This is a genomic window from Nonomuraea sp. NPDC051191 (assembly GCF_044455665.1).
Classification (GTDB): domain Bacteria; phylum Actinomycetota; class Actinomycetes; order Streptosporangiales; family Streptosporangiaceae; genus Nonomuraea.
Genome location: NZ_JBITEZ010000004.1, coordinates 542,695 through 557,122, shown reverse-complemented (window position 1 = coordinate 557,122; position 14,428 = coordinate 542,695). Strand labels below are relative to the sequence as shown.

The 14,428-nt window shown below is 71.8% G+C and carries 13 protein-coding genes; 7 read left to right on the top strand and 6 right to left on the bottom strand.

What is annotated here, in order from left to right:
* Positions 1 to 10: 10 nt before the first annotated feature.
* From ACIA8R_RS14345 to ACIA8R_RS14335, 3 genes are all read right to left on the bottom strand, one after another.
* Positions 11 to 811 (bottom strand): TIGR00730 family Rossman fold protein, encoded by an 801-nt coding sequence (locus ACIA8R_RS14345; RefSeq protein ID WP_364098717.1) that lies wholly within the window; start codon positions 809 to 811, stop codon positions 11 to 13.
* A 238-nt stretch (positions 812 to 1,049) separates the two neighbouring features.
* Positions 1,050 to 2,105, bottom strand: coding sequence for a succinyl-diaminopimelate desuccinylase (gene dapE / locus ACIA8R_RS14340; protein ID WP_397038583.1), 1,056 nt, complete (start codon positions 2,103 to 2,105; stop codon positions 1,050 to 1,052).
* A complete protein-coding gene (locus ACIA8R_RS14335; RefSeq protein ID WP_357704255.1) occupies positions 2,105 to 2,923 on the bottom strand; it encodes a 2,3,4,5-tetrahydropyridine-2,6-dicarboxylate N-succinyltransferase in 819 nt (272 codons plus the stop codon). The genes dapE and ACIA8R_RS14335 overlap by 1 nt, the downstream gene beginning before the upstream one ends.
* Here ACIA8R_RS14335 and ACIA8R_RS14330 point away from each other — a divergent pair.
* Entirely contained in the window at positions 2,922 to 3,779 is an 858-nt protein-coding gene (locus ACIA8R_RS14330; RefSeq protein WP_364098711.1) for a hypothetical protein, read from the top strand. The two genes, ACIA8R_RS14335 and ACIA8R_RS14330, sit on opposite strands and share 2 nt — an antisense overlap.
* 18 nt (positions 3,780 to 3,797) lie before the next feature.
* Here the strand turns inward: ACIA8R_RS14330 and ACIA8R_RS14325 are convergent, their stop codons facing one another.
* From ACIA8R_RS14325 to fdxA, 3 genes are all read right to left on the bottom strand, one after another.
* Complete coding sequence (locus tag ACIA8R_RS14325; protein ID WP_357704251.1) at positions 3,798 to 4,469, bottom strand: DUF4178 domain-containing protein; 672 nt, start codon at positions 4,467 to 4,469, stop codon at positions 3,798 to 3,800.
* A gap of 76 nt (positions 4,470 to 4,545) precedes the next feature.
* Positions 4,546 to 5,616 carry a succinyldiaminopimelate transaminase gene (gene dapC, locus ACIA8R_RS14320; protein ID WP_397038580.1) on the bottom strand — a complete coding sequence of 357 codons (1,071 nt, stop codon included), beginning with the start codon at positions 5,614 to 5,616 and terminating at the stop codon, positions 4,546 to 4,548.
* Positions 5,617 to 5,710: 94 nt separating this feature from the next.
* A complete protein-coding gene (gene fdxA / locus ACIA8R_RS14315; RefSeq protein WP_106240826.1) occupies positions 5,711 to 6,037 on the bottom strand; it encodes a ferredoxin in 327 nt (108 codons plus the stop codon).
* A 106-nt stretch (positions 6,038 to 6,143) separates the two neighbouring features.
* Here fdxA and ACIA8R_RS14310 point away from each other — a divergent pair, with 106 nt between their 5' ends.
* From ACIA8R_RS14310 to ACIA8R_RS14285, 6 genes are all read left to right on the top strand, one after another.
* A complete protein-coding gene (locus tag ACIA8R_RS14310) occupies positions 6,144 to 6,374 on the top strand; it encodes a hypothetical protein (RefSeq protein ID WP_364098706.1) in 231 nt (76 codons plus the stop codon).
* A 17-nt stretch (positions 6,375 to 6,391) separates the two neighbouring features.
* Positions 6,392 to 7,465, top strand: coding sequence for an ABC transporter substrate-binding protein (locus tag ACIA8R_RS14305; RefSeq protein ID WP_357704245.1), 1,074 nt, complete (start codon positions 6,392 to 6,394; stop codon positions 7,463 to 7,465).
* Positions 7,466 to 7,566: 101 nt separating this feature from the next.
* Entirely contained in the window at positions 7,567 to 8,343 is a 777-nt protein-coding gene (locus ACIA8R_RS14300) for a methyltransferase domain-containing protein (RefSeq protein ID WP_357704243.1), read from the top strand.
* Between the two features lie 226 nt (positions 8,344 to 8,569).
* Positions 8,570 to 10,708, top strand: a complete 2,139-nt coding sequence (locus ACIA8R_RS14295) for a hypothetical protein (protein WP_397038577.1) — start codon at positions 8,570 to 8,572, stop codon at positions 10,706 to 10,708.
* A 6-nt stretch (positions 10,709 to 10,714) separates the two neighbouring features.
* Positions 10,715 to 12,535 (top strand): UvrD-helicase domain-containing protein, encoded by a 1,821-nt coding sequence (locus ACIA8R_RS14290; protein ID WP_357704239.1) that lies wholly within the window; start codon positions 10,715 to 10,717, stop codon positions 12,533 to 12,535.
* Between the two features lie 48 nt (positions 12,536 to 12,583).
* Positions 12,584 to 14,428: a sigma factor-like helix-turn-helix DNA-binding protein gene (locus ACIA8R_RS14285; protein WP_397038574.1), complete on the top strand. Its 1,845-nt coding sequence runs from the start codon at positions 12,584 to 12,586 to the stop codon at positions 14,426 to 14,428.

Sequence of the window (14,428 nt, the reverse complement as noted above, 5' to 3'; positions counted from 1 at the left end):
GGCCGACAGCCTATTGCGGCTCCGCGGTCTGGGCGGCGGCGGCCTCCAGCTCCTCCTCCCGGTGGCGGGAGCGGGCCCTGTCGGAGTCGGCGATGATCCGCACGGCCTCGTCGGGGTCGTCGGTGACGGAGATCAGGTCGAGGTCCTGGGCGGCGATCTTGCCGGTGCCGAGCAGGGTGCTCTTGATCCAGTCGAGCAGGCCGCCCCAGAACTCCGAGCCCATCAGCACGACCGGGAACGAGGTGACCTTGTGGGTCTGGACCAGCGTCAGCGCCTCGAAGAGCTCGTCGAGCGTGCCGAAGCCGCCGGGCAGGGCGATGAAGCCGCGCGAGTACTTGACGAACATCGTCTTGCGCACGAAGAAGTAGCGGAACTCGATGCCGAGGTCGACGTAGTCGTTCATGCTCTGCTCGAACGGCAGCTCGATGCCGAGCCCGACCGAGACCGCGCCCTCGACCTCGGAGGCGCCCCGGTTGGCCGCCTCCATGACGCCCGGCCCGCCGCCCGTGATCACCGCGTAGCCGGACTCGGCCAGCGCCCGGCCGAGCCGCCGGCCCATCTGGTATTCGGGGGTGCCCTCGGGGGTGCGGGCCGAGCCGAAGACCGTGATCGCCGCGGGCAGCTCGGCGAGCTGGCCGAACCCCTCCACGAACTCGGCCTGGATGCGCAGCACCCGCCACGGGTCCATGTGCACCCAGTCGGACGGGCCCTGCCGGTCGAGCAGCCGCTGGTCGTGGGTGGAGCTGGGGACGAGACTCCCGCGCACGACCGCCTGCCCCTGACGGCGTTCGGCTCGTTGCTTGTGTTCCATGCTGGTCACGCTAGTCCTCTCCGTACCGGCCCGCGGCGTCGTTCTCGCCTCCGGCCGCGCCCCCCGAAGAGCGCACTTCGAGGATGAACGCCCAGGTCGAAGGCCAGATGAAGGCGCCGAAAAAAACTTGGGAAAAGCAGGGAACCGAATTTCGACCCCCCTGCGTCTAACTGCCGAGGGTGCTGCTCGGGACTGAAAGTGGCTTTCCCCGCCAAATGGCCGGCGAGGAAAGCCACTTTCATTTGGTCAGCCAGTTCAGCAGGGCCCGCTCGCTCTCGACGATCTTCGGCAGCGACACGTACTCGCCCTGCTGGTGTGCCAGGTTGGGGTCGCCGGGACCGTAGTTCACGGCCGGGACGCCGAGCGCGGAGAAGCGGGAGACGTCCGTCCAGCCCAGTTTGGCGCGCGGCGTGCCGCCGACGGCGGCGGTGAAGGCGGCGGCCACGGGATGCGTCAGGCCCGGCCTGGCCCCGGGCGCCGCGTCGAGGAAGCTGACCCGGTAGCCCTCGAACACCTCGCGCACGTGCTGCTCGGCCTGCTCGATCGTCAGGTCGGGGGCGAAGCGGTAGTTGACCGTGACCACGCACTCGTCGGGGATGACGTTGCCCGCCACGCCGCCGCGCACCGCGACCGCGTTGAGCCCCTCGTGGTATTCCAGCCCGTCGACCGTCGGCAGCCGCGCCTCGTAGGCGTTGAGCCTGGCCAGCACCGGCTCGATGCCGTGGACGGCGTTGACGCCGAACCACGACCGCGCGCTGTGGGCGCGCTTGCCGGTGACGGTGACGTCGGCGCGCAGGGTGCCCTGGCAGCCGCCCTCGATCACGCCGTCGGTCGGCTCCATCAGCACCGCGAAGTCGGCCGCCAGCCACTCGGGGTGATCCCTGGCGACCCTGGTCAGGCCGTTGCGCTCGGCCTCGATCTCCTCGCAGTCGTAGAAGACGTACGTCACGTCGCGGTTGGGGGCCGGGACGGTGGCCGCCAGCCGCAGCGCGACCGCCACGCCCGCCTTCATGTCGGAGGTGCCGCAGCCGTAGAGCAGGTCGCCCTCCACCCGGCTGGGCAGGTTGGCCGCGACCGGGACCGTGTCGAGGTGGCCCGCGATCAGCACCCGCTCGGCCCGGCCCAGGTTCGTGCGGGCGACGACGGTCTCGCCGGAGCGGTCGACCGTCAGGTGCGGCAGCGCGGTGAGCGCCTGCTCGACCGCGTCGGCCAGGGCCTTCTCGCCGCCGCTCACCGACTCGATGTCCACGATCGCGGCGGTCAGCGCGCGTACGTCCTGTGTCAGGTCCAGCATCAGGTGTTCACTCCATGTTCGCGCAGCACCTCGTTGAGTGCCGCCTTGTCGTGCCGCTGCTCGGGCTCCAGACGCTTGATCACCAGCACGCACGGCAGCCCGAACGTGCCGCCGGGGAACTCCTTCTGCCGGGTGCCGCCGACCGCCACGCACCAGTCGGGCACCCTGCCCCGGGCCAGCTCCTCGCCCGTCTGCACGTCGATCACGGGGATCGTGCCGGACAGGATCGTGCCCGCGCCGATCACCGCGCCGCGGCCCACCCGCGCGCCTTCGACGATCATCGAGCGGCTGCCGATGAACGCGTCGTCCTCCACGACGACCGGCACCGCGCCGGGCGGCTCCAGGACGCCGCCGATGCCCACTCCGCCCGACAGGTGCACGTTCTTGCCGATCTGGGCGCATGAGCCCACCGTGGCCCACGTGTCGACCATGGTCCCCGAGTCCACGTACGCGCCGATGTTCGTGAACGACGGCATCAGCACCACCCCCGGCGCCAGGTACGAGCCCCAGCGCGCGATGGCTCCCGGCACCACCCGCACACCCTCGAAGGACGTCTTGAGCGGCACCCTGTCGTGGTGCTGGAAGTCGCCCACCTGGGAACGTGCCATGCCCAGCAGCCGGAAGCTGAGCAGGATGGCGCGCTTGGCCCGCTCGTCGACCACCACCTCGCCGCCCACCAGGCGCGCGACCCTCGCCTCGCCCTTGTCCAGCAGGTCGACGGCGCCGACCACCTCGATGCGCGCCTCCACGTCGGCCGGGGACAGCTCCGCGCGTCGTTCCCACAGCTCGTCCACCACCGGGGACATCACGTGACTCATGGCCACGGAGCTTATCCGGCCAGGTAGGTTCTTCAGGGTGCGCCTGCGCTTCTCCCGTGGAGTCCTGACCATAGCGATCATCGTCGTGATCCTCGCCGTCGGCGTCTCCGTGGGGCTCTACCTCCTGCTCAGGCGGGCCACGCCGCTGGTCCTCCCGGAGGCGTACTGCATGGTGCGCACCCCCGAGGGCGTTCTGACCCTCGATCCGGAGCAGGCGCAGGTCTCGGCCACCATCGCCGCCGTCGCGGCCCGCCGCCGCCTGCCCGAGCGGGCCGTCGTGATCGCGTACGGCACCGCGCTGCAGGAGTCGAAGCTGCGCAACCTCAACTGGGGCGACCGCGACTCGGTGGGCGTGTTCCAGCAGCGCGAGTCGCAGGGCTGGGGGCGCAAGAAGCAGCTCATGGACCCCGTCTACGCCAGCAACAAGTTCTTCGCCGCGCTGGTCAAGGTCAAGAACTACCGCAAGCTGCCGCTGGCCGAGGCGGCCCAGGAGGTGCAGCGCTCGGCGGGCGGCTACGCGTACGCGCAGCACGAGCAGGACGCCAAGCTCCTGGCCGCCGCCTTCACCGGCCGGGTGCCCAAGGCCGTCCACTGCTGGTACCCGCCGGCCAAGAAGACGCCCGCGCCGCAGGCCAGGACGGCCGAGGCGCGCAAGCAGCTCGCCAGGGCGCTCGGCGACACGGCGATCACGACGAAGAAGCGGGGCTGGCTGGTGGCGTCCTGGTCGGTGGCCTACGCGGAGAAGTACCAGTTGCGGCGCGTCGGCTACAGCGGCGCGACCTGGGTCAACGACGTCGACGCGGACGGCTGGAAGCAGGGCGGCAAGGCCGGCGACGGGGAGGTCGAGCTGTCGTGACCTCCCGTCACGGGGACGTCAGGTGGCGCGGGTGACGATGGTGATCGAGCCCGGCGGCAGGGGCTGGGCGTAGCTGGCGCTCCAGGGGTGGCCCTGGATGCGCTCGAAGGAGAGCAGGCGGCCGTCGGAGGCGTGGTAGTCGGCGAAGTCGAGCAGGCCGCGTTCGGGGTTGCCGGTCTCGCCCTCGCCCCTGAAGGCCGCGGTGCCGCGCTGCACCGGGAAGAACTCGACGCCCTCCATGATCAGCATGCTCTTCGCCGGGACCATGCCCTGCGTGGGCACCTCGGTCCAGAGCAGCACCTCAAGGTGGGACGCCTCGCCCGCGGTCTTGCCCTCGCGCACCTCGACCGAGAGCCACAGGCGGCGGCGGGCGACGTCGCGCAGCAGGTACTCGATCCACTGGTGGCCCTGCCAGGAGACGTACATCGCGCCGAGCACGCGGTAGGGGGTGCCGTGCACCTCGATCCGGTCGGCGACCTGAATGGTGCGAGGGTCGGCGTAGTCGGTGCCGGCATGCCCGGGGGCCTCGACCGGCGCCGGCAGCGGGGTCTCGACCGGGGCGACCTCGACCGGCGGCGGCGCGCTCGCCCGGCCCCTCCTGTCCTGCCGCATGGTGGCCAGGAACGCCCCCAGCAGCAACAGGACGGTGGCGATGCTCAGCCCGAGTACGACCATGGAGGTCATGCTCATCGAATAGCTCGCTCCACTCGCGGTCTGTCTCGGCAGACGCCTTTTTCAATTTGTCCGTGCGCTACGACGGGCGATCCTACTGGAGGCGGCGCACGGCCGCACTGATGCGTTCGTCGGTCGCGGTGACCGCGACGCGGATGTGCCGTTCACCAGCCGATCCGTAGAAGTCTCCCGGCGCGACCAAAATCCCGATTTCGGAAAGCTTACTCACTTGATCCCAGGCGTTCTGCCCATTCGACGCCCATAGGTACAGACCGGCGGTCGAATGGTCGATCGTCCACCCCGCCCGCTCCAGCGCGGGACGCAACGCGGCGCGCCGGGCCGCGTACAGCTCGCGCTGGCGTTCGGCGTGCGTGTCGTCGCCGAGCGCGACCGTCATCGCGTCCTGGACGGGCTTCGGCATGAGCATGCCGGCGTGCTTGCGGGTCTCCAGCAGCCGCTTGACCAGGACGGGGTCGCCCGTCACGAACCCCGCCCGGTAGCCGGCCAGGTTGGAGCGCTTGGAGAGCGAGTGGACGGCGAGCAGCCCCTCGTGGGAGCCCCCGCAGACGTCGGGATGGAGGATGGAGACCGGCCGCTCTTCCCAGCCGAGCTCGATGTAGCACTCGTCGGAGGCCACGACCGTGCCGCGCTCGCGCGCCCAGGAGACCACCTTGCGCAGGTGCTCGGCGGGCAGCACGCGCCCGGTCGGGTTGCCCGGGGAGTTGATCCACAGCAGGTCGACGTGTTCGGGGCCGACCGACAGGGTGCTGTCGGAGGCGGTGGCGGTCGCGCCGGCGAGCCGGGCGCCCACGTCGTAGGTGGGGTAGGCCAGCTCGGGGAAGACCACCCGCCGGGCGCCCAGATAGGTGGGCAGCCAGGCGACGAACTCCTTGGAGCCGATCAGCGGGAGCACGTCCTGCTGGTCGACGGTGACGCCGTGGCGGCGACGCAGCCAGCCCGCGGCGGCCTCGCGCAGGGCCGGCGTGCCGTGGGTCAGCGGGTAGCCGGGGCTGTTCGCCGACTCGCGCAGAGCCTGCTGGACGGCCTCGGGCACCGGGTCGACGGGCGTGCCGACCGAGAGGTCGACGATGCCGTCGGAGTGCGCGAGGGCGCGTTCCTTGTACGGTTCGAGCCGGTCCCAGGGGAAGTCGGGCAGCTTGTTCACGGTTCTCCAGGGTCGCTCGTGGCCGTACACGCCTGTCGCGCACGCGGGCGCACGGGGCCCGCCCGATGTGGACGGCCCCGGCGCACGCGACTCGCTAGTGGTCCTCGCCCTGCGGCGGCAGCGCGGCCACCACCGGGTGGTCCTTCTCGATCTTGCCGACCTTCGAGGCGCCTCCGGGCGAGCCGAGGTCCTCGAAGAAGTCCACGTTCGCCTTGTAGAAGTCCTTCCACTGCTCGGGAAGGTCGTCCTCGTAGAAGATGGCCTCGACGGGGCACACAGGCTCGCACGCGCCGCAGTCCACGCACTCGTCGGGGTGGATGTAAAGCATGCGCTCGCCCTCGTAGATGCAATCGACGGGGCACTCCTCGATGCACGCCTTGTCCAGGACGTCCACGCAAGGCTGCGCGATGACGTAGGTCACCTCGAGCTCCTTTTTCTCCGCACCATGGCACCGACTCTGACCGCGGTTTGCTACGCCCTAGTATTGCCGTGCTTGCCAGCTGGCCGAAACGGAGGGTGGCAAACTCATGGCCGCACGCCTCGTCGTCGCGATCACAACTCAGGACATAGGCGCACGGATCACCACGCGCAGACGGGTTCCCGGAGGCTTCCGGGACGCTGTGGGCGTACTCGAATCGTGGACCGGCGGCGTGTTGCGCGTTCGCAAGCGGGACGGCACTTTGGTGGACATCGACGAGGAATCGCTGGTCGCGGCCAAGGTCGTTCCGGTCGCGCCTCCTCGACCTCAGGCGAAGTAACGGTAAGTATTCATTGTGTGACCGTTCGTATCTGCGCCGCCGTAGCAGCCATTCTCGCCAGCGCCGGATGCGGCGCGTCAACGTCCCAGTCCACGTCCGCGGGGGCCAAGGACCTGCCGCCGCTCAACGTCCGGGCCGTCTCGCTGAAGCAGGGCTTCGGCACGATGGAACGCCTGGCCGAGGCCGCCAAGCACGAGGGCCAGCTCACCGTGATCGCCCTGCCGCACGACTGGGTGAACTACGGCGAGATCCTCGACACCTTCTCCGACAAGTACGGCATCAAGGTCAACGAGCTGGAGCCGGGCGCGAGCAGCAAGCGTGAGCTCGACGCCGCCGCCCAGCTCAAGCCGGACGTGTTCGATCTCACCCTGGACATGGCCGTCTACGGGGCCGACCAGTTCGCGCCGTACAAGGTGACGGGCTGGCAGGACCTGCCCGACCACGTCAAGGACCCCAAGGGCGCCTGGTACGGCGCCTACGGCAGCTACATGTCCATCGGCTACGACCCGCGCGAGGTCAAGGCCCCGGCCTCCTTCGCCGACCTGCTCAAGCCCGGCTACCGCGTCGCGCTCGACGGCGACCCGCTGCGTTCGGCGGCGGCGTTCGGCGGCGTGATGGCCGCGTCCATGAAGGCCGGGTCCGCGCCGGACGCCCGGCAGGGGGTGGACCTGTTCGCCAAGCTCAAGCAGGCCGGGCAGCTCGTCGAACCGGCCAAGGCGAACGTGATCATCGACTGGGACCACCTCAACGCGACCCGCAGCGCCGACCACGCCGACTCCTGGGAGGTGACGATCCCGCGGGACGCGCCGTTCGGCGGGTACCACGTCCAGGCGATCAGCAAGACCGCTCCGCATCCGGCCGCCGCGCGGCTTTGGCAGGAGTTCCTGTTCTCCGACGAGGGCCAGAACCTGCTCCAGAAGGGCTACGCCCGTCCGGCGCGCGGCGAGGCCATGCTCATGAAGGGCAAGCTCGACGCCGAGCAGGCCGCCCGGCTGCCCAAGGCCGCCGGGCCTCCCGTGCTCATGACGATCCCGCAGACGGACGCGGCAAAGGCGTACCTCAAGCGGGAATGGAGCAAGAGCGTGGGATGAGTCCGTTGTGACTTGATATGTCGTAGAGGCGATCAGGCTCTAAAGTGAACGGACAGCACGGCCACGGGGGCCCGATGTCTGACGAATGTGAGCTGATCGTCTTGCGATACGACGCACCGAGCTTGGAGCGGTGGAACAGTCGCGCCTACGACAGCAGCTTCGGGTACGTCTCCACCCAGGGCGCGCCGCTGGTCGACCTGCTCGACCCGCAGCCCGGGGAGCGCGTGCTCGACCTCGGGTGCGGCACCGGGGTGCTGACCGCGCAGATCGCCTTCAGGGGCGCGGACGTCCTGGGCATCGACGGTTCCGCCGCGATGATCGAGAAGGCGCTGGCCCAGTACCCGGGGATCGACTTCATCATCGGCGACGGCCACGACTTCACCGTGGTCGACCCGTACGACGCCGTCTTCTCCAACGCGGCGCTCCACTGGATGAGCCGCGACCCCGCCACCGTGATCGCCAACGTCCGCGAGGCGCTGAAGCCGGGCGGCCGGTTCGTCGCGGAGATGGGCGGCGCGGGCAACTGCGCGGAGCTGACCGCCGCGATGCTGACCGCCTGGCGCGAGTACGGCCTACGCGAGCCCGATTTGCCCTGGTATTTCCCCACGCCCGCCGAGTACGCGCGACGGCTGGAGCAGGAGGGCTTCGTGGTCCGGCTGCTGGAGTACTTCGACCGGCCGACCCCGCTCGACGAGTGCCCCGGCGGGGCCGCCGACTGGGTGCGCATGTTCGCCTCGTCCGTGCTCGAAGGGCTGCCGCCGGAGATCGTGGAGCCCCTGCTGGGGCGGGTCAACGAGCTGGCCGCGCCCGCGCTGCGCAGGGAGACGGGCTGGATGGCCGACTACGTGCGTCTACGCTTTGCCGCTGTTCGGCGCTGATGCGTAGTGCATGATGCGTAGGGCTGTTTTGCCGGACTATGGTCTGTTCCGTGGGCGGCGAGATGTTGGCTGCGCCGCTCCGGCGGCGTGAGGGGCTGGTGAACGGAACGGGATGAACTTCTGCCTGAGCGACCTCGTTCCACCTTTGAGGTGGAGCGACGCGTCGACGATCACGCTACTGACCGGGCAACCGGATCTGCCGGACGCGTGGTGGCGAAGCCTGCCCATGCCGCTGGTGCTCACGGCCATCGGCCCGGAGTCGCTGGGCGAGCTGCTGACGGAGATCGCGCTGGAGCACTGGCCGGCCGCCGCCGTCGGTGACGTCCTGCCGGCTCTGCACGTCCTGGACCCGGACGAGGCCGACGAACCCGCCGTCGCCATCGCGCTCGACCGCGCCGGGTCGTGGGTGGGGCTGCTCTCGCTGACCGGGCGGGAGCTGGTGGACCAGCCGTTCATCCAGGCTCGGCCGGTGCTCAACACGCTGTTCGGGGCGGTGCTCGTACGGCTCGCGCATCCGTACGCGGGTGGGCGACAGGTGGAGGCGCACGTACCGGCGGGGCTGGTGGCTCCGGCCTCCGCGGAGGCGGACCTTCCCCGGACGCCCGCGCCGCACGGCGCCGAGCACCCCGCCCCGGAGCCTGCGATTGCCGAGGCCGCGCTTCATGAGGGCCCGTTCGGCGAGGACGCGCCCGAGGAGGGCGTGGCTGCCGCGGGCCTGGCTGACGAGGGGGCCGCTGACGAGGGTGCGGGGCGCGACGGTGAGCCGGTGCTCGACGCCGACTCCGAGCCGGTCGTCGAGGAGGGGCTTCGGCCCGTACCAGAGCCCGTGCTCGACGCCGCCGATGAGCCCGCGCCCGAGCCCGCCGCCGAGGAGGCGTCCGCGCTGGAGGCGGCGCTGGAGGCCGAGGGCGTCGGCGGCGAGCCGGAGTCCGCGCCCGAGCCGGTGGAGGTGACCGCGCCGGACGATCACGACGAACGGCCCGAGCCCGCCGACCGCCCTGAGGTCCTTGAGGCTTCGGTGGGAGAGGAGCCGGCCCAGGCCGCGGCGCCCGCCGACCACCTGGAGGTCCCTGAGGCTTCGGTGGAGGAGGGGCCCGCCGAGGCCGCGGAGCCCGAGGTCCCCGCCGACCACCCGGAGGTCCCTGAAGCCCTGGTGGAGGAGGAGCCGGCCCAGGCCGCGACGCCCGCCGACCACCTGGAGGTCCCTGAGGCCCTGGTGGAAGTGGAGCCCGCCGAGGTCGCGGAGCCTGAGGCTCACGGCGAGGACGCCGTGGCGGACTCCCAGGGTGAGGCCGATGGGTCGGATGGGCAGGAGCTGCCCGAGCTGATCGAGGCCGCGTTCGCCGGGCTCGATGACAAGAGCTGGGCCGTGGCGCAGAACCGGGTCTTCACCGACGAGCCCTCGGCGGTCGACCAGCTCGCCAAGCTGTTCGCCGTCCCCCCGGCCGACATCTCCGCCACCGAGCAGGAACTGCGCGTCCGCCTCGACCACTGGCTGGCCAGCGAGGAGGCCGCGCCGTACCGCGCCCACCTGGACGAGCTGCGCAGGACGCTGGGCCCGGCCGCCCCCAAGGAGCAGCTGATCGGCGCGGCCGACTGGCACGCCAGGGAGATCCGCGCGCTGGAGGTCCCGGCCTGGCAGTTCGTGCTGGCGACGCTGCCCGCGCAGACCGCCCAGCCCCGCCCGCCGGCGGAGTTCCAGCAACCGCACTCGGCGTTCGGCTCGATGCAGCCGCCACCTCCCCTGCCGCCGCCCCCGCCCCCGCCCGGCCCGCCGCAGTTCCAGGCGTTCACGCCGGCCCCGCCGCCGCCCGTGGAGGCCAACGGCGGGGAGCAGAACAAGCCGTACCAGCCGCTCAAGGACGTCTCCCAGACCAGGCGCTGCTTCCGCCAGCCGGACGGACGCTGGTGGCTGCGGATCGACGTGACCGCCGAGCAGCTCGCCGGCGGCGAGTGTGCCCTCCCGACGGGCTTCGCGGCCTACCTGGGCCTGTCCCCCGGCGAGAGCAGGGCGGTCAGGAGCGCGGCAGGCGAGCTGACCATGACCTGGCACGGCAGGCCGGTGCTGGAGTCCATCGAGCGCCTGCTCGTGGACGTCGGCGCCAAGGAGGGCGGGCACCTGTTCCTCACGCTGTCGGACGAGGGCGTGCTGCGGGCCCGTCACCTGCCGGTCGCCGCCCAGAACGCCGAGAACATCACCAAGGCGCTGCGCCTGGTCGGCTACACGGCGCCGGGCGGCACCCGGGACCAGGCGGCCAGGGTGATCGCGACGAGGATCGGCCTGACCGGCCCCGTCGGGCTGCCGGACCTGCTCACCAGGCTCCGCGAACGCGGCGACCGCGACCTGCTCGCCCTCTTGGACTGACCGCCCGTGCCGCGGCTCGCGATCGGCCCTGACTTCCCAGGGGAGCTCGGCGCACTGGCTCAGCCGGTGCGCAGGGACGCCGTGGTCGCGCTGCGCCGTTTCCTGCTGAACGTGTCCGGAGCCCCGCATCCCGAGCGGGTGCGGGGCTGCCGGGACGCGAAGGTCGCGACGCTGCGCCTGGCCGACGGGCATCGCGGCGTGGTGGTCCGGCAGCGTGACGTCTACTGGCTGCTGTCCGTACGTCCCGACCCCGAGGCCTGGTCGTACGCCCAGCGGCACCGGTACGGCGTCAACCCGGTGATCGGCGTCGTCGAGGAGTGGGACGCCGAGACCCTGGAACGGGTCGAGCCCGCCTTACGCAGGTCGGCCCGCCCGTCGCGGCTGTTCGAGCAGATATGCGACGGCGACCTGCTCGCGCTCGGCATCGACGTGCACGCGCTGCCCCTGGTCAGGCTGATCTCCACCGAGGCCGACGTGGCCGCGCTCGAACCGCTGCTGCCGCCCACGCAGCACGCGCCGCTGGCCGTGCTGGCCCGGGGCGGCACGCTGTCGGAGGCGTGGCGGGAGCTGGACAACTGGCGCGCCCGGGACGAGGAGCCCGGCGCGATCGACCCCGACGACCTGCACGCGGCGCTGCTGCGCAGCCCGGACCGCGCGGTGTTCGCGGCCGACAAGGTGGAGCTCGACCGGGTGCTCGGGGCCCCGGACTGGTGCACGTTCCTGCATCCGACGCAGCACCGGCTGGCCAGGACCGGACGGTACGAGCAGCCGGTGCTGGTCGTGGGCGGCGCGGGCACCGGCAAGACGATCATCGCCCTGCACCGGGCGGCCTATCTGGCGGCGCGCGGCAGCGGGCCGGTGCTGCTGGTGACGTTCTCGCAGGGGCTGGCCGAGGAGCTGTCCGGCCGGCTGGACGTGCTGATCGACGACGAGAGCGTGCGCAAGCGCGTCGAGGTGGACAACGCCGAGCGCCTGGCCATGCGGATCGTCACCGACGCGGAGGGACGCCGTCCTCCCCTGGTCGGCCCGGGGGCCCGGTCGCTGGCCCAGCTCACCGACGAGGCGATCAGGCTGCTGTCGATCACGACCGGCGACCTGCTGGACGACGTGGAACCGGGGCGCAAGCCGTACCGGCACATCGTGGTGGACGAGGCGCAGGACATCAGCCCGGCGCAGTGGCGGCTGCTGCGGGCGGCGGCGCCGCACGCGCACGACGACCTCTTCGTGGTGGGCGACCCGCACCAGCGGGTGACCGACACGCGGGTGGCGCTCGGCGCGGTGGGCATCCCGGCCGTCCAGCACGACCTGCGCATCTCCTACCGGCTGCCGCAGGAGATCCTGTCCTACGTGGTCCGGCTGCGCGGCGGCGGCCCGGCGAACGGCCTGGTCAAGGGCGTGGCCGAGCTGTACGGCTACCGCGCCACGCACAACGGCCGGCGGCCGGTGATCCGGTCCTACGACACGCCCGAGTCCGAACTGGCCGGGCTGCGCACCACGGTCGGCGGCTGGCTGGCGGACGGCGTGCCGGAGGGCGAGATCGCCGTCGGCGCGCGCACCCCCACGCTGGCCCGCGCCGCCCGCGAGGCCCTGGACGGGCTGGACGTGCGTGTGGCGACCTTCCAGCATCTCAAGGGGCTGGAGTTCGACCGGGTGGCACTCGTCGGCGTGGCGGAGGGCGTGGTGCCCGGGTCGCTGCCCGAGGAGCCCGCCGCGCGGGCCCGAGCGCTGCAACGCGAGCGGAGCATACTGTTCGTCGCCTGCACACGGGCCCGAACGATGCTCTATATCTCGCATTCCGGAAGGGGGAGCCCATTTCTGTCCCCCTGATCACATAGTCTGAACTGCGGATATCTTCCCTTTGCCGGTTGGACCTCAATGAACCTCAGCCTGAGCGACCTCGCGCCACCCCTGCGCTGGACCTCCCCTGGTCAGATCGCGCCGATCGTGGAGGAGCCCCAGCTGCCCGAGGCCTGGTGGCAGGCGATCCCCCTCGACCGCGCGTGCGCGATCGTCGGGACGCAGGCCGTGGCGGGTCACCTGGCCGATCTGGCCGTGGCCTGCTGGGGGCACCTGCTGCTCGGCGACATCCTGCCGCTGCTGCGTTTCAGCGACCCCGCCGAGGCCGAGCGCACGCCGGAGTCGCTGGGCAAGGACGTGGTGCAGAAGCTGTTCAGCGGTGTGTTCGAGCGGCTGCTCGAACCCGCGCCCGCCGCCGTGCCCGCCCCGTCCGGGCCCGACAAGCCCCTGCCCGAGCTGATCGACGCGGTGTTCGCGGCCCTCGACGAGCGGCAGCGCGCCATCGCCCGCGACCGGCTCTACGCGGCGCAGCGCGCCACGCTCGACGAGCTGGCGCAGCGCTTCTCGGTCACGCGCGAGCGGATCAGGCAGATCGAGCGTGACCTGCGCGACCATGTGGAGGCGTGGCTGGGCTCGCCGGAGGCGGCGGCGCTGGTGGCGCACGTGGCGTGGCTGAGGGGCAGGCTGGGGTCCGCGGTCCCGGCCGACGACCTCGCGGCCGCCGTCCCGTGGCACCGCGGCGACCTGCGCACGCTGGGCATCCCCGCGTGGCGGTTCGTCCGTACGCTGCTGACCGGCTACGAGCAGGCCGACGGATGGCTGGTCTCCGGCGGGGCCGACGAGCTGCGGGAGAAGACGCGGCAGCTCTTCGCCGACGGGCCGCGTCCGCTCGGCGAGGCGGTGTCCATGGTGGCCCAGCTCGGCGTCCGTGAAGACGTCGCCGAGCGGTGGATCCTGGCCGTGCCGCAGCTTCGCGTGCTGGGCCGGCACGTGGTGCCCTGGCCGCGCAGCATCAACGAGAAGGCCGAGGCGGTGCTGGCGGTGGCGGGCACGCCGCTGGCGCCCGAGGAGATCCAGGAACGCATCGGCGAGGACTACAGCCTGGTCGGCATCCGCAACCAGCTCACCGCCGACGAGCGCTTCCGCCGGGTGGACCGGAACAAGTACGGGCTGACCAGGTGGGGCGGCGACGAGTACCTGGGCATCAGGGAGATGATCGCCAGGGAGATCGAGCGGGCCGGCGGCGAGGCCTCGGTGAGCACGATCGTGACGAACCTGACCTCCCGCTACGACGTGAGCGAGAGCTCGGTGCGCGCCTACTCGGGCGGCCCGGGGTTCGAGCGCACGCAGCGGGGCTGGATCAGGGTGGCCGGCACGTCGCCCACCGGGGAGTCGGAGCCGTACCAGCCGCGCAAGGACGTCTCCGAGACGCGGCGCAGCTTCCGCTCCCGCGACGGCCGCTGGTGGCACCGCGTGGACGTCAACGCCGAGCACCTGCGCGGTTCGGGCTCGCCCCTGCCGACGGGGTTCGCCGCCTACCTGGGCATGGCTCCCGGCGGTTCGCTGACCGCCTCGACGCCGTCGGGCGACGTGGTGATCAGCTGGCACAACCAGCCGACCATGGGGTCGATCCGCAACGTGCTGGCCGACTTCAAGGCGAGCGAGGGCGACCACGTGTTCCTGACCGTCTCCGACGGCGGCGAGCTGCTGACCCGCTACCTGCCCGCGGCCGCCGTGGCGATGCCGCCGCTGAACCGGGCGCTCTACCTCATCGGCTACACCGCTCCGGTGCACTCGGAGATGGAGGGCCTGCGGCTGATCGGGGCCCGCATCGGCATGCCCGACACGGCCACCCGCGAGGAGGTGCTGGCCAGGCTCCGCGAGCGCGGGGACAGGGACATCCTCGGCTTCCTCGGCGGGTGA

Excerpts from the sequence above, each read along its gene's own strand:
- ACIA8R_RS14345 (WP_364098717.1), bottom strand. The coding sequence starts at position 811 with ATGGAACACAAGCAACGAGCCGAACGCCGTCAGGGGCAGGCGGTCGTG.
- dapE (WP_397038583.1), bottom strand. The coding sequence starts at position 2,105 with ATGCTGGACCTGACACAGGACGTACGCGCGCTGACCGCCGCGATCGTG.
- ACIA8R_RS14330 (WP_364098711.1), top strand. The coding sequence starts at position 2,922 with ATGGCCACGGAGCTTATCCGGCCAGGTAGGTTCTTCAGGGTGCGCCTG.
- ACIA8R_RS14335 (WP_357704255.1), bottom strand. The coding sequence starts at position 2,923 with ATGAGTCACGTGATGTCCCCGGTGGTGGACGAGCTGTGGGAACGACGC.
- ACIA8R_RS14325 (WP_357704251.1), bottom strand. The coding sequence starts at position 4,469 with ATGAGCATGACCTCCATGGTCGTACTCGGGCTGAGCATCGCCACCGTC.
- ACIA8R_RS14310 (WP_364098706.1), top strand. The coding sequence starts at position 6,144 with ATGGCCGCACGCCTCGTCGTCGCGATCACAACTCAGGACATAGGCGCA.
- ACIA8R_RS14295 (WP_397038577.1), top strand. The coding sequence starts at position 8,570 with ATGCCGCTGGTGCTCACGGCCATCGGCCCGGAGTCGCTGGGCGAGCTG.
- ACIA8R_RS14285 (WP_397038574.1), top strand. The coding sequence starts at position 12,584 with ATGAACCTCAGCCTGAGCGACCTCGCGCCACCCCTGCGCTGGACCTCC.